Raw genomic sequence first — 16,523 nt, 5'->3', positions numbered from 1 at the left:
TGCGGACCCGCGCGGTGCCGGGGTCAGGCCGTCTTGGCCACGCCCACGGGGCAGGTCATCCCGTTCGGGCCGTGGTTGCAATAACCATCGGGATTTTTGGTCGGCGCCAAATACTGCTGGTGGTAGTCCTCGGCGTAGTAGTAGTCGCCCAGCTCCGCGATCTCGGTGGTGATCTCGCCGCGTCCGGCCTGCGCCACCACCGGGGCGAACGCGTCCCGGGAGGACCGGGCGGTCGCCGCCTGCTCGTCCGTCGTGGTGTAGATCGCCGACCGGTACTGGGTACCGACGTCGTTGCCCTGCCGCATTCCCTGGGTCGGGTCGTGGTTCTCCCAGAAGACCTTGAGCAGGTCCTCGTAGCCGATCTTCGACGGGTCGTAGACCACCTGGACCACCTCGGCGTGCGCGGTCCGGCCCGAACAGACCTCCTCGTAGGTCGGATTCCGGGTGTAACCGCCCGCATAGCCCGCAGAGGTGGAAATCACCCCGGGCAGGGTCCAGAACAGCCGCTCTGCCCCCCAGAAGCAACCCATCCCGAAGACGGCGACCTGGGCGCCGGCCGGCCACGGCCCCCGCAGCGGGGTGCCGAGCACCTCGTGCCGGTCGGAAACCGGCATCGCGATCGGCCGGCCGGGCAGGGCCTGGTCGGGGGTGGGCAGTTCGGCATTTGCACGCCGTAGGAACACGATGGAACTCCTCTCGTACCTCTGTCGGGTGCAACGCGGCACGTACCCGGATCCTTACCCGCCCCGGCCCGCACCACCCGTCGGCCCGGTCGCACCGAGTGCGGCGGAGATCCGGTCGGCGTACCAGCTGGCCTCCTCGTCCGAGGCGTACCTGGTCCGCGGCCAGAAGAAGCCGCGCAGCCCGTCACCCTTGGTCCGGGGTACGACGTGGGTGTGCAGGTGCGGGACGGACTGGGACACCCGGTTGTTCATCGCCACGAACGTGCCGCCGGCACCGATCCCGGCCTCGACGGCGAGCGCGAGTCGCCGGACCAGCCGGAAGTAGCCCGGCAACGCCTGCTCCGGCAGGTCACCGAGAGTCTCCACGTGCTCCCGGGGCACCACCAGCACGTGCCCCCTGAACACCGGCCGTACGTCGAGGAAGGCCACCCCGTCCGGGCTGTCCGCCACCCGGAACGCCACCCCACCCGCCACGATCCCGCAGAACACGCAAGCCGCCACGGAGGGAGCCTAGTGGACCGGCCGGCGGGCGTGAGGTACTTGGGTACCATTGCGGCGAGGTAGGGGGTGACGGCATGGTGAAGCCGAAACGACAGGCGCCGCTCAAGGTCGATCCGGCGGTCGACGAGTTGATTTCACAGGGCGCACACTTCCTCGGGCTCACAAAGAAGGACTTGGTCGCCGAGGCGGTCAAGGACTACCTCGCGGCCCGTCGTACGGAGATACAGGAGCGGATGGCCGAGGCGATGCGGCTGCTCGACGGCAGCACGACTTCGCGGCTGAGCCTGCTGACCGGCGTTCCGCGCGAGGACATCGACCGACTCGGCGGGGTAGGGGAGTAGCCGCCGGCATGGAAGCCGCCCGCCCGACTCTGCGCTGCCTCCGGGACGACCTGGACCTACCCCTTCCCTCGCTCGACAAGCCGCTCGACAGCATCGCGCACCCCCTGCTGCACAAGGCGGGTGAACAGTTCGCCGCGGCCGAAACCCCGCACGAGCGTATCCGGGCCCTCGACGACCAGGTCTTCTTCAAGGTCAAGGTTCAGCGGTGGCGTGGTGCGGTGTGGGCGGAAACCGGACTGCCGTGGCTGGTTGCCGCCGGGCGTCGCGAGTCCGGCAGCCCGGACGACTTCTACGCCGCCTGGTCGCGGCGGGCAGGGCGGCGCGCCCGGCACAACGCCGAGATTCGGCCGCCGTTGGCTACCGACACCTGTTCGGCGTACCTGCTACCGACTCAGGACGACCGGTTGCGTTACCGGTTGGAGGCGGGCCTGCGGTTCGTCCGGAGGTTGGAGCGGACAGTCCCGGGCCTCGTGGGCGCCTCCCTCAGGGACGGGCACGAGCACTCGATGGATCTCGATACCTTCGTCCTCGGTGTCCAGGTCCGTGCCGACGCCGGACACGAGACCTACGTCGCTATCCGGGTCACCGGCTCGGTGCCGGAGAACATCACGAAGATCATCCTCGACATCGTTCCCGGCTGTGACCATGGTGGCTGGTACCCGGAGACCGTCCTGCCGGAGCGGAGCCTCCGGGCCAACGAGCAGGCCTGGTCGAACATCATGGATACGGCTGCCGCCGCGAAGTTGCTGGATCTGGATGAGGGGTAGCGTTTTCGCAACGTCCTCGCGTCCCCGCTATCCCGCAGAACACGCAAGCCGCCATCACGGCAGGCTAGCCTTCTGCAAATGAGTCACGGCTTCGAGACACTCGCCATCCACGCCGGCCAGGAGCCGGAGCCCCGCACCGGGGCGGTGGTGCCACCGATATACCAGACCAGCACCTACGCCCAGGACGCCGTCGGCGCGCCCCGGCTCGGCTACGAGTACAGCCGGTCGGCGAACCCGACCCGGGACGCGCTGCAGGACTGCCTCGCCGCGCTGGAGGGCGGCCCGGTCGGGCTGACCTTCGCCAGCGGGCTGGCCGCCGAGGACACCCTGCTGCGTACGGTCTGCCGGCCCGGTGACCACGTGGTGATCCCGGACGACGCGTACGGGGGCACGTTCCGGCTCTTCGCCCGGGTCGCCGAGCGCTGGGGGCTGACCTGGACGGCGGCCCGGATATCCGACGTCGACGCGGTACGCGCGGCGGTCCGCCCCGGCCAGACCAGGGTGATCTGGGTGGAGACTCCCACCAACCCGCTGCTCGGGATCGCCGACATCGCCGGGCTCGCCGGACTGGCCAGTGACGTCGACGCGCTGCTCGTGGTCGACAACACCTTCGCCTCGCCGTACCTCCAGCAGCCGATCGCGCTCGGCGCGGACGTGGTGGTGCACTCCACCACCAAGTACGTCGGCGGGCACTCCGACGTCGTCGGCGGCGCCCTCGTCGCGGCCAGCGCCGCGCTCGGCGAGGAGCTGCGCTACCACCAGAACGCGATGGGGGCGGTGAACGGGCCGTTCGACGCCTGGCTGACCCTGCGCGGGGTGAAGACCCTCGGGGTACGGATGGACCGGCACTGCGACAACGCCGAGCGGATCGCCGACTACCTCGCCGGGCACCGGGCGGTGGCCCAGGTGCTCTATCCCGGCCTGCCGGAGCACCCCGGGCACGAGGTCGCGGCGAAGCAGATGCGCCGGTTCGGGGGGATGATCTCCTTCCGGGCGGCCGGCGGCGAGGAGCACGCCGTACAGATCTGCGACCGGGCGAAACTCTTCGTCCTCGCCGAGTCGCTGGGCGGGATCGAGTCGCTGATCGAACACCCGGGCCGGATGACACACGCAAGTGCTGCCGGCTCGCCGCTTGAAGTTCCCGCCGATCTCGTGCGACTGTCTGTCGGCATCGAGACCGCCGACGACCTACTCGCAGACCTGGAGCAGGCGCTCGGCTGACCGTCGTCCGGCCGGCTGGCCGCCCGGACGGCGCCGCGGACAAGCCGATGGGGAGGTGGCCGTGCAGGACATCACGCCGAACTGGGTGGGCGCGACCGCGAAGCAGATCGCCCGGGCCGTCCGTCGCGGGGACGCCTCCGCCACCCAGGTGGTGGCGGACCACCTCGACCACATCGACCGGACCGACCGTGAGCTGTCCGCGTTCCGGGTGGTGCGGGGCGGCGAGGCGATCGTCGAGGCGGAGAAGGTCGACGAGCAGGACGACCTGGCGAACCTGCCGCTGGCCGGGGTGCCGGTGGCGGTCAAGGAGAACACCGCCGTGGCGGGCCTGCCGACCTGGAACGGGTCGGCGGCGGCGCGTACCCCGGTTGCCGAGTCCGACCACGAGGTGGTCCGGCGGCTGCGCGGCGCCGGTGCGGTGATCGTCGGGGTGACCCGGATGCCGGAACTCGGGCTGTTCGGGTTCACCGACGACGAGGCGGTGGCGACCCGCAACCCGTGGGCGCCCGACCGCACCCCGGGCGGCTCCTCCGGCGGCGCGGCGGCGGCGGTGGCCTCCGGCATGGTGCCGATCGCGCACGGCAACGACGGACTCGGCTCGATCCGGATCCCGGCCGCCTGCTGCGGCCTGGTCGGGCTCAAGCCGGGCCGGGGCGTGGTGCCGTGCCAGCTCGGCGCCAACGACTGGTACGGACTCGCCGAGCAGGGCATCCTGGCCAGCACCGTGGCGGACGCCGCGGTCGGCTTCGCGGTGCTCGCCGGACGCCGGCCGGAGAAGCTGACACCTCCGCAGCGGCTGCGGGTCGCCGTCTCGCTCCGGTCGCCGGTGGCCGGGGTACGCCCGGACCAGCCGAACCGGGACGCGGTGGCCGCCGCCGCGAAGCTGCTGGCGGTGGCCGGACACGACACCGTCTCGGTCGACCCGGTCTATCCGACCTCGCTGGGGTTGCGCGGCATCGCCACCTGGCTGGCGTCGGCGGCGAACGAGATCGAGGCGGCCGGCCTCGATCCGGCCACCCTGCAACAGCGCAGCCGGCGGCACGCCGCCCTCGGCGGTTGGGCCCTGCGCCGCGGCCTGGTACGCGAGCAGGACCGCACCCGGTGGCGGGAGCGGAGCATCGGCTTCTTCGGCGACCACTCGGTCGACCTGCTGCTCACCCCGGCCCTGGCCAGCGCTCCGCCGCCGGCCGACGGCTGGGCGTCGCGGCCGTGGCGGGCGAACCTGCTGACCTGCATCCGGTACGCCCCGTACGCCGGGCCGTGGAACCTGGCCGGACTGCCGTCGCTCGTGGTACCGGTCGGACTGCGCCCGGACGGGCTGCCGGTCGGAGTGCAACTGGTCGGGCCGCCCGGCTCGGAGCTGCTGCTGCTCGGGGTGGCGGGGCAGTTCGAGATGACCGGCCCGTGGCGCCGGCACGCCCCGAACTGGCCCCGGGTGCCGACCCCGGCCGGCTGACGCCCCCGGCGGGTCCGGAACCGCCAGTGCGTCCAGGATCGCGACGAGCGGGCCGGCGTCGGTCACCTCGGTCGGTCCCGCGCAGCGGTCGGACCGGGCCGGACCGGCGACACCCGACCCGGCCGGAGCACCCCGCGGCGACGCGGGGTCGCCAGCCATGGTGCGGTCGGCTCGGGCAGCAGGACCGGGCCGACCGGCGAGAGGGTACGGCCGTCGACAGTCACCGTGCCCCACTGTCCGGGTACGGGCACACCGTGCAGCACCGCCGGTCGGGGCTCGCGGCCGGCCGACGGTACCAGCCGGTCCCGTACCTGGATCTCGGCCAGCGGGAGTACGTCGGGGCCGGTGCCGGCGTAGACGTACACCCGGTCGACGCCCTGGTGCACGGCGACAGTGTGCAGCGGCTGCGGTCGCCGGAAGAACCGGCGGCCGGCCAGTACCCGGGCGGCGGCCCGGGCACCGACGCCGAGCCCGAGCAGGGCGAGGACCGTCACCAGGGTCAGCATCGGCGTCACGTCGTACGGCTCGCTGACGAGTTGCCGCAGGCCGGCGTCGTCCAGCGCGACCTCGACGGTGGAACCGACCGGATAGTCGGCCGGTTCGTAGACCGGCAGCCGTTCGCCCGGCCGGCCGTCCGGGAAACCGAGTTGGATCTCTGCCCAGGACGGGTGGGAGAGCACGGTGGCGCTCACCACCTCGGCCCGGCGCTGCTGGTCGTCGACCTCGCCCTGCCGCACGGCGCTCCAGGCGGCCAGGGCCAGCGCGACGGTGAGCAGCACCGTGCCGGCGACCACCGAGCCCAGCGGGAGGTGGGGCGGCCGGGCCGGCCGGGGTGGCCTCGCCTGGCGGGCCCGGCGGTGCCAGTCGCGCACCGCCGCCCGGTGCCGCCGGGGCAGCCGGGTCAGCCGGGCGAGCAGCCCGCAGCCGACCGCGTAGCCGACGAGCAGCAGGTAGAACCAGACCGGCAGGTGGTCGGCCTGGGTCAGCTCGTAGCCGAGCGCGGTGGGCACCGTCGCGGCGGTCACCGCCGAGGCGAACTCCAGCCGGACGAGGGCGAGCAGCGGGAGGCTGCCGATCAGCCCGACGACGACGTTGCCGGCCCGGTCCGGGCCGCACGGGTCCGCCGCCGTGCAGGGGGCGGCCGGCATGACGGCAAGTAGCACGCCGCAGAGCAGCAGGCCGGCGCCGAGGGCGAGCCAGCGGGCGTACCAGACCAGCCACTCCGGCCGGCTCTCCGGTTCGGCGGTCAGCCTGAGCCGGACCACGTCCCGCCAGGGCAGCGGTGGCGGCGGCCCGCCGGGCAGCGACCCGCCCGCGGAGGTCGGCTCGGTGCCGGCAGACATCTTCAGGCTCCGTTCCCATGCTGCGGCGGCTGGAGGAGAGGGCGACGACCCGAGCGGAGGATAGAACGGCGGCGACAATCCGGTGCCGGGTGACCTCGGGCACGCCGGCAGCGCCGGGTCGAGCGCGGCCGGGCCGGGATGCGACGATCTGGGACATGACGGAGCTGGTAGGACTCGCCGAGGTGACCGCCGCGCGCGAACTGCTCGCCGGGGTCGTCCGGACCACTCCGCTGGAGCCGTCCCGGCCGCTCTCCGCCGCCCTGGGCGGACCGGTCTGGCTCAAGTGCGAGCACGTGCAGCGGGCCGGGTCGTACAAGGTCCGTGGCGCGTACGTGCGGATCGCCCGGCTCTCGGCGGCGGAGCGGGACCGGGGGGTGGTGGCGGCCAGCGCCGGCAACCACGCCCAGGGGGTCGCGCTCGCCGCCGGCCTGCTCGGCGCCGCCGCCACCGTCTTCATGCCGGTGGGCGCGCCGCTGCCGAAGGTGGCGGCCACCAAGGGGTACGGCGCCCGGGTGGAACTGGTCGGCAACACCGTGGACGAGTCACTGGTGGCGGCGGAGGACTTCGCCGACCGTACCGGGGCGGTCTTCATCCACCCGTTCGACCACCCGGACGTGATCGCCGGGCAGGGCACGGTGGCGCTGGAGATCCTGGAGCAGTGTCCGGAGGTGCGGACCATCGTCGCCGGGGTCGGCGGCGGGGGCCTGATCTCCGGGATCGCGGTGGCGGCCAAGGCGCTCCGCCCGGAGGTACGGGTGATCGGGGTGCAGGCCGCCGGTGCCGCCGCCTTCCCCGCCTCGCTGCGGGCCGGCGAGCCGGTACGCCTGCCCGCCTTCGCCACCATCGCCGACGGCATCGCGGTGGGCCGCCCCGGCGAGGTCACCTTCGCGCACGTCAGCAAGCTGGTGGACGAGATCGTGACGGTGCCGGACGAGGACATCTCCCGGGCCCTGCTGATGCTGCTGGAGCGCGGCAAGCAGGTGGTGGAGCCGGCCGGTGCCGCCGGGGTGGCGGCGCTGATGTCCGGGGCGGTGCAGGTCGAGCCGCCGGTGGTGGCGGTGCTCTCCGGCGGCAACATCGACCCGCTGCTGATGCTGCGGGTGATCGAGCACGGGCTCGCCTCGGCGGGCCGCTTCCTGCGGATCACCGTGCGTTGCGCGGACCGGCCCGGCCAGTTGGCGTCGCTGTTGGGGCTGATCGGCGAGCACCGGGGCAACGTCGTCGACGTGGTGCACCAGCGGCAGAACCCGCACCTGCGGCTCGGCGAGGTGGAGGTGGCGCTCTCGGTGGAGACCCGGGGGCCCGAGCACTCCGACCGGCTGATCAGTGCGTTGCGCGGCTGCGGCTACCAGGTCGACGTCGCCCAGCCGGGCTGAGCCGGCCGGGCTGGGACGTCGTCCGTCGCCGGTCGTCTCCTGCTCAGCCGCCGTACGCCTCGAAGCGGACCACCGTCACCTTGATCTCCGCCCCGCTGGGCGCCGTGTACGTGACGGTCTGGCCGGGGCGGGCGCCGAGGATGGACTTGCCGAGCGCGGACTCCGGGCTGTAGACGGTCAGGTCGGTGGTGGCGGCGATCTCCCGGGACCCCAGCAGGAAGGTCTCGGTGTCGTCGGTGTCGTCGTCGAAGTGGATCGTGACGACGCAGCCCGGTGCCACCACGTCGGCGGCCGGCGCCTCGCCCACCTGGGCGGTACGCAGCAGTTCCTGTAGTTGACGGATCCGGAATTCCTGTTTGCCCTGTTCCTCCCGGGCGGCGTGGTAACCGCCGTTCTCCCTGAGGTCACCCTCTTCTCGCCGGGCGTTGATCTCGGCGGCGATCGCCGGCCGCCCGGCGATCAGCTCGTTGAGCTCCGCCTGCAGCCGGTCGTAGGCCTCCTGGGACAGCCAGGTGGCTGCCGCGCGGTCGGTCGTGGACACAGACGATCTCCTCGGGTAGTCGTGGACAGGGACGAATTACCAAGTTACCAGTGCGCTACACACCGGACGCCACGTCATTTACCGCTGTACAGGTGCGGACGGCGTTCCTCGGGCACCCGTGGACCGACCCCGGCGGAGCAGGGCCCGCCCGGCAGGCCGGGCGGCAGCGGGGGCAGGTGCTCAGCCGGCCGGGCGGCAGCGGAGCACCTCGCCGAGCATCGGCCGGGCCGTGGTGGCCAGCAGGTGCCGGACCGTCAGGTGCCGCTGTCCCGGCCCGGCGTCGACCCGTACCTCCTCGCGGGCGACCTCGGCGCCGTCCTTGGCGCGGGCCCGCAGCACGCAGACCGCCGAGCCGCCCGCCGGGACGGTCACCCGGAAGTCGAGTACCAGCTGGCTGTCGGTGATCTCGGTGTAGGTGATCACCTGGGCGTCGTAGTTCGGGTCGCCGTACTGCCGGTAGAGGCGGTAGGAGGCGGCGACGGTCACCGCCAGCAGGGCCACCGCCAGCAGCGCTGGGATCCAGGGCCGGCGGCGCCGGTGCGCGCGGCGCCGACCGTACCGGCCGGGTGGGAACACCGGGGCGGAGGGTACGGGTGTGGCGGGCGTCTCGGGCACCAGCGGGTATCTCCTGGGGCTGTTGTCGGTGGCATCGGCAAGAATGGGTACGCCCATTCTCGCAGTAGACGAGGGACGGGCGCCTGGAGGGGGACCGGGGGCCGAGCCCGGCCCAGGCATCACGAGGGAGCACCTGAGTTGGCAGAGCAGCTACGGCTGATGGCCGTGCACGCCCATCCCGACGACGAGTCGAGCAAGGGCGCGGCGACCATGGCCAAGTACGTCGCCGAAGGCGTGCAGGTCCTCGTCGTCACCTGTACGGGCGGCGAGCGGGGCAGCGTCCTGAACCCGAAGTTGGACCGACCGGACGTCTGGGCGAACATCGCCGAGATCCGCCGGGCCGAGATGGACGCCGCCCGGGCGATCCTCGGCATCGAGCAGGCCTGGCTCGGCTTCGTCGACTCGGGGCTGCCGGAGGGTGACCCGCTGCCCCCGCTGCCGGAGGGCTGCTTCGCGCTCCAGGACGTCGAGGTCGCGGCGGCGCCACTGGTCAAGCTGATGCGCGAGTTCCGGCCGCACGTCGTCACCACCTACGACGAGGACGGCGGCTATCCGCACCCCGACCACATCATGTGTCACAAGGTCAGCGTGGCGGCGTTCGACGCGGCCGGCGACCCGGAGCGCTTCCCGGAGCTGGGTGCGGCGTGGCAGCCGTTGAAGCTCTACTACGACATCGGCTTCTCCAAGGCCAAGATCATGGCGCTGCACGAGGGGATGCTCGCCCGGGGCGCCGAGTCGCCGTACGCGGAGTGGCTGGAGCGCTGGGAGGACCGGCCGGACAAGGGGCCGCGGATCACCACCCGGGTGCCGTGCGCCGACTACTTCCCGGTCCGGGACGCCGCGCTGCGGGCGCACGCCACCCAGGTCGACCCGGACGGCTTCTGGTTCCACGTGCCGATGGAGTTGCAGCAGCAGGCCTGGCCGACCGAGGACTTCGAGCTGGTCCGTTCGGTGGTGGAGAGTCCGCTGCCCGAGTCGGACCTCTTCGCCGGAGTACGCGAGACCGCGCAGGTCCGCTGAGCCCGGGTTAGGCGTACCGTAAAGCGGTAGGCCGGCACATCGGAGGATTTCCAGTCATGCTTAGCGCTGCGCAGGTGCTCGCGCAGAACAACTTCGGCGACACCCGGACCGGTGGCCTGGCCGGACCGATGGGTCTGTTCCTGATCACCGTACTGGCCATCGCCACGGTTCTGCTGATCCGCAACATGAACGCCAGGTTGCGCCGGCTGCCGGACCGCTTCCCGCACCAGCGCGACGACGACCTGCCGGGCACCGCGGCGTCGGCCGGCGAGCCGTCGGCCGACGAGGCGGAGTCTGCTGTGCCGGAGTCCGCCGTGGCGTCCGGGCCGGAGGAATCTGCTGGAAGCGCTCCCAATACCGCCCAGCAGGGCCGGAACGACCAGTCCGCGCCATGATTCACGCTAATCCGCCCAGGCGCCCCCTGTTGCGCTCAATCGGATTGGCTTAGCCTTCCGCCGGGGGACCAAAAGTCCCCGCACCGTGCGCGGGAGGGGGGCGCCGATGAGAAGCAGACCCGACGCCCGGCGCCGGTGGCGGCATGGCCACGTTCCGAAGTGGCCGCCGGCGAACGGCGGCGATCCGTGACCTCGGGGCGTCGGCCGGGACGCTTCCTCGCCCTGGCCGGCATCGCGTCGACACCCCGTCGGGCGCGCGCCCTCACCTTCAGCGTCCTGCCCGTCGCGGTGGCCCTCGCCGTGGCCGGCCTGCTCCTCCCCACCAGTCCGTCGGCCGACGACCCGCTGCCGGCGGTGGCCCGGTTCGGCATCGCCATCGCGGTGATGGCGGTCGCGCAACTGTTCCGGCTGCGGTTGCGGATCGGTTCCGGCCGGGTCAGCGTCACCTGGGGCGAGGCGTCGTTCATCATCGGCCTCGCCCTGGTGCCACCCGGCTGGCTGCCGGCCGCCGCCCTGCTCGGCGCGGTGCTCGCCTGGACCCTACTGACGATCTTCGTTGACCGGCGCTCGGCGCTGGACGTCGTGCACACCGCCGCCTCGATGGCCGTCTCGGTCGGGCTGGCCGTCACTGTGGCACTGGCGGTCGCCGGAACACTCGGCACGAACGTACCGGAGGCGCTGCGGACCCGGTTCGCCGGCGACCTGTCGCCGCCGCTGATCGCCGCGCTCGCCGTCGGTTCGCTGAGCTACCTGCTGGCCTCGGCCTGGCTGGTCGGGCTCACCCTGGCGCTGCGGCACGGCGAACGGCTCTGGCCGGCGCTGCTCCGCGCCCTTCAGGGCAAACTGCTGATGTTCGTCGGCAACGTCTTCGTCGGGCTGGCCGTGGTGGCCGTGCTCGAGTACGACCCCCGCTGGCTGCTCTTCCTGCCGCCGGTGCTCTGGCTGCTCCAGCAGACGTACAGTCACCGGCTCCGCGCCGACGACGAGCGCCGGGCCTGGCGGGCCCTGGCCGAGGCGACCGGCGCGCTCAACCAGCTCGACGAGCACGGCGTGGCCACCGCCGGCGTGGCCGGCCCGCTGGCGCTGTTCGGCGCGGAGTGGGTCGAGGTGGACGTGCGGCGCGGCGACGGCCGGTGGCGGCGCTACCGGGGCGAGCCGGGCCGGCCGGTGGTGCACCGCGACCTGACCACCGCCGAGCGGGCCGACCCGGAGCCGGCCGGGCCCGCCGGGGCGCCGATCGCCGGGAACGGCCGACTGCCGCTCGCCAGCCGGCTCGGCCTGGACCTGGCCGCGAGTCAGGTCGGCGGCGACCTGGCCGCCGACCGGGGCACCGGGCCGGCCGGCGGTCGTGCCGGCAGCCCGCCGGGCCTCGCCGTGACCGGACGGACCGAGCAGGAACTCGTCCGACCGCTGGTCGTCGGCGCGTCCCCGGTCGGCGAGCTGCGGGTCCGGTTCCCCCGCTCCGCCCCGCCGAGCCAGCGGGAGCAGGACGCGCTCTCCGCGTTCGGGGACGCGCTGGCGGCGGCGCTGCACGACGCGGCGACGCACCGCCAGCTCCGGCTGGTGACGGCCCGGTCGTCGTACGAGGCGGTGCACGACGCGCTCACCAACCTGATCAACCGGGCGGCGTTGCTGAGCAAGGGCGACGTCGCGCTGCACCAGCTCGGCCACGACCATCCGGTGGCGCTGCTGCTGCTCGACATCGACCACTTCAAGGAGGTCAACGACACCCTGGGGCACGCGGCCGGCGACGAACTCCTCCAGGTGACGGCCGACCGGCTGGACGCCGTGGTCCGCCCCGGCGAACTGCTGGGCCGGCTCGGCGGGGACGAGTTCGCCCTGCTGATCCCCACCCCGGCGGTACTCACCGAACCGTCCACCGACCGCTCGCCGATGCCGAACGTGCTGCGCCGGGCCCGGGAGATCGTCGAGCTGCTGGCCACCCCGATCGAGGTGGCCGGGGTGCGGATGTCGGTCGAGGTCTCCGTCGGGGTGGTGGTGGCCGGCGCGGGTACCGCCGACATGACCGAGCTACTGCGCCGGGCCGACATCGCGATGTACCAGGCGAAGCAGGGCGGCGGCAGCGTCGCGTCGTACGACAGCGCCCGGGACGCGGCCAGCACCGACAAGCTCGCCCTGCTCGCCGAGTTGCGCGAGGCGCTGGACGTCGACGACCAGCTCGAACTCGCGCTCCAGCCGGCGGTGGACCTCTGCACCGGGGAGCCGACCGGGGTGGAGGCACTGATTCGCTGGCGGCACCCCCGGCGGGGCCGGCTCAGCCCGGCCGACTTCGTCCGGACCATCGAGGGCAGCGAACTGCTCGGCGCCTTCACCCGGTATGTGGTGGACAAGGCGCTCGGGGTGGCCGCCGAGTGGGCCCGGCACGGTCTCGACGTACCGATCTCGATCAACCTGTCGGCGCGCAGCCTGCTCGACCCGAGGCTGCCGGCCGAGGTGGCCGAGTCGCTGCGCCGGCACCAGGTGCCGGCGCGCCGGCTGGTGTTGGAGATCACCGAGACGGTGGTGATGAGCGAGCTGGAGGTCATCGACGAGGTGCTCTCCGCGCTGCGCACCATGGGCGTGCAGTTGGCCGTGGACGACTTCGGCACCGGCTTCTCCTCGCTCACCTTCCTGACCCGGATCTCGGTGGACGAGCTGAAGGTCGACCGGTCGTTCGTGATGAAGATGGCGGAGTCGCCGGAGGCGGCGGCGATCGTGCGCACCACCGTCGACCTCGGCCGCGAGCTGGGGTTGCGGGTGGTGGCCGAGGGGGTGGAGACCGCCGACCAGCGGGCCGCGCTCGCCGAACTGGGCTGTACGGCTGCCCAGGGCTACCACTTCTTCCGGCCGATGCCGTCGGACAAGATCGTCGCGGTGCTGCGCTCGCTGCTCGACTCCGCCCAGGCCCGGATCCTGCCGCTACGCGCCGACGGCGCCTCCTAGCCACCACGACGGGGCCGGGCCGACCGCCCCGAGCGTCGAGCGCCCACCGCCGCGAGCGCCGAGCGGGCCGAGCGCCGAGCGGCGTACCGGCACAGCGGTTATGGTCGTCGGGTGAATCGACTGGCCGATGCGACCAGCCCCTACCTGCTCCAGCACAAGGACAACCCGGTCGACTGGTGGCCCTGGACGCCGGAGGCGTTCGCCGAGGCCCGGCGCCGGGACGTACCGGTGCTGATCTCGGTCGGCTACGCGGCCTGCCACTGGTGCCACGTGATGGCGCACGAGTCCTTCGAGGACGAGGCCGTCGGCAAGCTGGTGAACGACAACTTCGTGCCGATCAAGGTGGACCGGGAGGAACGGCCGGACGTCGACGCCGTCTACATGACCGCCACCCAGGCGATGACCGGGCAGGGCGGCTGGCCGATGACGGTCTTCGCCGCCCCGGACGGCACCCCGTTCTTCTGCGGGACCTACTTCCCGCAGGCGAACTTCGTCCGGCTGCTCCAGTCGGTGACGCAGGCCTGGACGGACCAGCGCGAGGCGGTGTTGCAGCAGGGCGCCGCCGTGGTCGAGGCACTGGCCGGCGCCCAGGCGGTCGGCGGGCCGACCGCGCCGCTCACCGCCGACACGCTGGACGCCGCCGCCGAGCAGCTCGCCCGGGAGTACGACGAGATCAACGGCGGCTTCGGCAACGCCCCCAAGTTCCCGCCGCAGATGAACCTGCTCTTCCTGCTCCGGCACCACCAGCGCACCGGCGCGGCCCGGGACCTGGAGATCGTCCGGCACACCTGCGAGGCGATGGCCCGGGGCGGCATCTACGACCAGCTCGCCGGCGGCTTCGCCAGGTATTCGGTGGACGGGCACTGGACGGTGCCGCACTTCGAGAAGATGCTCTACGACAACGCGCTGCTGCTGCGGGTCTACACCCAGCTCTGGCGGCTCACCGGGGACGCGCTCGCCGGCCGGGTCGCCGCCGAGACCGCCGCGTTCCTGCTGGACGACCTGGACACCCCGGCCGGCGGGCTGGCGTCGGCGCTGGACGCCGACACCGAGGGGGTGGAGGGGGCCACCTACGCCTGGACCCCGGCCCAGCTCGTCGAGGCGCTCGGCGACGACGACGGCCGCTGGGCCGCCGACCTCTTCGCGGTCACCGACGCGGGGACCTTCGAACACGGCACCAGCGTGCTCCGGCTGGCCCGGGACGTCGACGACGCCGACCCGGAGATCCGGGAACGCTGGCAGCGGGTCCGGGCCGCGCTCCGGGAGGTACGCGACCGCCGGCCGCAGCCGGCCCGGGACGACAAGGTGGTGGCGGCCTGGAACGGGCTCGCCGTCACCGCCCTGGTCGAGTACGCCACCCTCACCGCCGACCCGGTCGCCGGGGCGGCGGCGGTGCGGATCGCCGAGGTGCTCGCGCAGCGGCATCTCGTCGACGGGCGGCTGCGCCGGGTCTCCCGGGACGGTCAGGTGGGTGAGCCGGCCGGGGTGCTGGAGGACTACGGCTGTGTAGCCGAGGCGTTCTGCGCGGTGCACCAGTTCACCGGGGAGGGGCGCTGGCTGGAGCTGGCCGGGCAACTCCTGGACGTCGCCCTGGACCGCTTCGGCACCGGGCAGGGCGGCTTCTACGACACCGCCGACGACGCCGAGCAGCTGGTCAGCCGGCCTGCCGACCCGACCGACAACGCCACCCCGTCCGGGCTGTCGGCGGTGGCGGCGGCGCTTGTGGCGTACTCGGCGCTGGGCGGTCAGGTGCGTTTCCGGGAGGCGGCGGTGGCCGCCCTGGAGACCGTCGCGCCGATCGTCGCCCGGCACGCCCGGTTCACCGGGTACGCGGCGGCTGTCGGCGAGGCGCTGCTCTCCGGCCCGTACGAGATCGCGGTGGTCACCGCCGAACCGGCCGGCGACCCGCTGCTGGCGCTGGCGCACCGGCACGCCCCGCCCGGTGCGGTGGTGGTGGCCGGCGAGCCGGACCGGCCGGGCGTACCCCTGCTCGCCGACCGGCCGATGGTCGACAGCGACCCGACCGTCTACGTCTGCCGGGGCTTCGTCTGCGACCGCCCGGTCACCTCCCCGGACGCCCTGCTGGCGCAGCTCGGCGTGGCCGGGAGTTAGGCTTGCCCGCGCTATGGATTCCCGCACGGGTCTGCCCGTTGTCGGCATGGTGGGTGGCGGCCAACTGGCCCGGATGACCCACCAGGCCGCGATCGCCCTCGGCCAGTCGCTCCGCGTCCTCGCGCTCACCCCGGAGGACGGTGCCGCGCTGGTCGCCGCCGACGTCCGGTACGGCCAGCACACCGACCTCGCCGCGCTGCGTGACTTCGCCGACGGCGCCGACGTGGTCACCTTCGACCACGAGCACGTGCCGACCGAGCACGTGCGGGCGCTCGCCGAGGCCGGGGTGGCGGTCTATCCGCCCGCCGACGCGCTGCGTTACGCCCAGGACAAGCGGGCGATGCGGGAGCGGCTGACCGAGCTGGCCGCGCCGGTGCCGCGCTGGCGGCCGGTCGCCGAACCGGGCGAGCTGGTGGAGTTCGGTGCCGAACTGGGCTGGCCGGTGATCCTGAAAGCGGCCCGGGGCGGCTACGACGGCCGGGGAGTCTGGGTCGTCTCCGGCCCGGCCGAGGCGACCGAGCTGGTCCGCACGCTGCGGGAGGCCGGCACCGAGCTGATCGCCGAGGAGCGGGTGGCGCTGCGCCGGGAGCTGGCGGTGCAGGTCGCCCGCTCGCCGTTCGGCCAGGTGGCGGCGTACCCGGTGGTGGAGACCGTGCAGCGGGACGGCATCTGCGTCGAGGTGCTGGCACCGGCGCCGAGGCTGCCGGAGGAGCTGGCGCTGCGGGCCCAGCAGCTCGCCATCGACCTGGCCACCGCGCTCGGCGTGGTCGGCCTGCTGGCGGTCGAGCTGTTCGAGGTGGCCGGCCCGGACGGCGGGCCGGCGCTCGTCGTCAACGAGTTGGCGATGCGCCCGCACAACTCGGGGCACTGGACGATCGAGGGTGCCCGGACCTCCCAGTTCGAGCAGCACCTGCGGGCGGTGCTCGACTATCCGATGGGCGACACCGCGCTCGCCGCCCCGGTGGTGGTGATGGCCAACGTGCTCGGCGGCCCGGACGGCGGCATGTCGATCGACGAGCGGCTGCACCACCTCTTCGCCGAGGACCCGGGCGTCAAGGTGCACCTCTACGGCAAGCAGGTCCGGCCCGGCCGGAAGATCGGGCACGTCACGGTGCTCGGTGACGACCTGGAGAAGGTACGCGCCCGGGCCGTCCGGGCCGCCTGGTGGCTACGGGAGGGACACGAGTGACGGAGTCTGCGCCGCCGGTC

The 16,523-nt window shown here is 73.4% G+C and carries 15 protein-coding genes; 10 read left to right on the top strand and 5 right to left on the bottom strand.

Annotated features, from left to right (window positions below; all coding sequences use genetic code 11):
- Window positions 1-23 precede the first annotated feature (23 nt).
- Together msrA and O7626_RS28060 are read right to left on the bottom strand one after the other, a co-directional pair.
- The gene (gene msrA / locus O7626_RS28065; protein ID WP_278064075.1) at window positions 24-683 is read right to left on the bottom strand and encodes a peptide-methionine (S)-S-oxide reductase MsrA; all 660 of its coding nucleotides are present in this window, start codon (window positions 681-683) and stop codon (window positions 24-26) included.
- Between the two features lie 54 nt (window positions 684-737).
- The gene (locus tag O7626_RS28060) at window positions 738-1,184 is read right to left on the bottom strand and encodes an HIT family protein (protein WP_278064074.1); all 447 of its coding nucleotides are present in this window, start codon (window positions 1,182-1,184) and stop codon (window positions 738-740) included.
- A gap of 74 nt (window positions 1,185-1,258) precedes the next feature.
- Here O7626_RS28060 and O7626_RS28055 point away from each other — a divergent pair, with 74 nt between their 5' ends.
- The 4 genes from O7626_RS28055 (at window position 1,259) to O7626_RS28040 (ending at window position 4,969) form a co-directional block, all read left to right on the top strand.
- Window positions 1,259-1,525 carry a hypothetical protein gene (locus tag O7626_RS28055; RefSeq protein WP_278064073.1) on the top strand — a complete coding sequence of 89 codons (267 nt, stop codon included), beginning with the start codon at window positions 1,259-1,261 and terminating at the stop codon, window positions 1,523-1,525.
- 8 nt (window positions 1,526-1,533) lie between these two features.
- Window positions 1,534-2,292, top strand: coding sequence for a hypothetical protein (locus O7626_RS28050; RefSeq protein WP_278064072.1), 759 nt, complete (start codon window positions 1,534-1,536; stop codon window positions 2,290-2,292).
- 78 nt (window positions 2,293-2,370) lie between these two features.
- Window positions 2,371-3,513, top strand: a complete 1,143-nt coding sequence (locus O7626_RS28045) for a cystathionine gamma-synthase (RefSeq protein WP_278064071.1) — start codon at window positions 2,371-2,373, stop codon at window positions 3,511-3,513.
- 55 nt (window positions 3,514-3,568) lie between these two features.
- A complete protein-coding gene (locus O7626_RS28040) occupies window positions 3,569-4,969 on the top strand; it encodes an amidase family protein (RefSeq protein WP_278064070.1) in 1,401 nt (466 codons plus the stop codon).
- A gap of 62 nt (window positions 4,970-5,031) precedes the next feature.
- Here O7626_RS28040 and O7626_RS28035 read toward each other — a convergent pair whose 3' ends face one another.
- Window positions 5,032-6,312: a hypothetical protein gene (locus tag O7626_RS28035; RefSeq protein ID WP_278064069.1), complete on the bottom strand. Its 1,281-nt coding sequence runs from the start codon at window positions 6,310-6,312 to the stop codon at window positions 5,032-5,034.
- A 155-nt stretch (window positions 6,313-6,467) separates the two neighbouring features.
- Here O7626_RS28035 and ilvA point away from each other — a divergent pair, with 155 nt between their 5' ends.
- Window positions 6,468-7,688, top strand: a complete 1,221-nt coding sequence (gene ilvA / locus O7626_RS28030; RefSeq protein ID WP_278064068.1) for a threonine ammonia-lyase — start codon at window positions 6,468-6,470, stop codon at window positions 7,686-7,688.
- Between the two features lie 43 nt (window positions 7,689-7,731).
- On the opposite strand, the gene greA is transcribed toward ilvA, so the two are convergent.
- Window positions 7,732-8,229 carry a transcription elongation factor GreA gene (gene greA, locus O7626_RS28025; RefSeq protein ID WP_278064067.1) on the bottom strand — a complete coding sequence of 166 codons (498 nt, stop codon included), beginning with the start codon at window positions 8,227-8,229 and terminating at the stop codon, window positions 7,732-7,734.
- Between the two features lie 180 nt (window positions 8,230-8,409).
- Window positions 8,410-8,844, bottom strand: coding sequence for a DUF4307 domain-containing protein (locus O7626_RS28020; protein WP_278066346.1), 435 nt, complete (start codon window positions 8,842-8,844; stop codon window positions 8,410-8,412).
- Window positions 8,845-8,982: 138 nt separating this feature from the next.
- On the opposite strand from O7626_RS28020, the gene mca reads away from it, so the two are divergent.
- The 5 genes from mca (at window position 8,983) to O7626_RS27995 (ending at window position 16,503) form a co-directional block, all read left to right on the top strand.
- Window positions 8,983-9,864, top strand: a complete 882-nt coding sequence (gene mca / locus O7626_RS28015; RefSeq protein ID WP_278064066.1) for a mycothiol conjugate amidase Mca — start codon at window positions 8,983-8,985, stop codon at window positions 9,862-9,864.
- Between the two features lie 56 nt (window positions 9,865-9,920).
- Window positions 9,921-10,259 (top strand): hypothetical protein, encoded by a 339-nt coding sequence (locus O7626_RS28010; RefSeq protein WP_278064065.1) that lies wholly within the window; start codon window positions 9,921-9,923, stop codon window positions 10,257-10,259.
- 186 nt (window positions 10,260-10,445) lie between these two features.
- A complete protein-coding gene (locus O7626_RS28005; protein ID WP_347404815.1) occupies window positions 10,446-13,202 on the top strand; it encodes an EAL domain-containing protein in 2,757 nt (918 codons plus the stop codon).
- 111 nt (window positions 13,203-13,313) lie between these two features.
- Window positions 13,314-15,314 (top strand): thioredoxin domain-containing protein, encoded by a 2,001-nt coding sequence (locus tag O7626_RS28000; protein WP_278064064.1) that lies wholly within the window; start codon window positions 13,314-13,316, stop codon window positions 15,312-15,314.
- Between the two features lie 13 nt (window positions 15,315-15,327).
- Window positions 15,328-16,503: a 5-(carboxyamino)imidazole ribonucleotide synthase gene (locus tag O7626_RS27995; protein ID WP_278064063.1), complete on the top strand. Its 1,176-nt coding sequence runs from the start codon at window positions 15,328-15,330 to the stop codon at window positions 16,501-16,503.
- Window positions 16,504-16,523: the final 20 nt, after the last annotated feature.

The sequence above is a fragment of the Micromonospora sp. WMMD1102 genome, assembly GCF_029626265.1.
In the GTDB taxonomy this organism is placed as follows: domain Bacteria; phylum Actinomycetota; class Actinomycetes; order Mycobacteriales; family Micromonosporaceae; genus Plantactinospora.
Note: the sequence above shows the minus strand (reverse complement) of the source record. Positions and strands in the feature narration are given on the sequence as shown.

Bases quoted from the DNA above. Each gene is read 5' to 3' on its own strand.
- O7626_RS28055 (WP_278064073.1), top strand. From the start codon at position 1,259: ATGGTGAAGCCGAAACGACAGGCGCCGCTCAAGGTCGATCCGGCGGTC.
- O7626_RS28050 (WP_278064072.1), top strand. From the start codon at position 1,534: ATGGAAGCCGCCCGCCCGACTCTGCGCTGCCTCCGGGACGACCTGGAC.
- O7626_RS28045 (WP_278064071.1), top strand. From the start codon at position 2,371: ATGAGTCACGGCTTCGAGACACTCGCCATCCACGCCGGCCAGGAGCCG.
- O7626_RS28035 (WP_278064069.1), bottom strand. From the start codon at position 6,312: ATGTCTGCCGGCACCGAGCCGACCTCCGCGGGCGGGTCGCTGCCCGGC.
- ilvA (WP_278064068.1), top strand. From the start codon at position 6,468: ATGACGGAGCTGGTAGGACTCGCCGAGGTGACCGCCGCGCGCGAACTG.
- O7626_RS28010 (WP_278064065.1), top strand. From the start codon at position 9,921: ATGCTTAGCGCTGCGCAGGTGCTCGCGCAGAACAACTTCGGCGACACC.
- O7626_RS27995 (WP_278064063.1), top strand. From the start codon at position 15,328: ATGGATTCCCGCACGGGTCTGCCCGTTGTCGGCATGGTGGGTGGCGGC.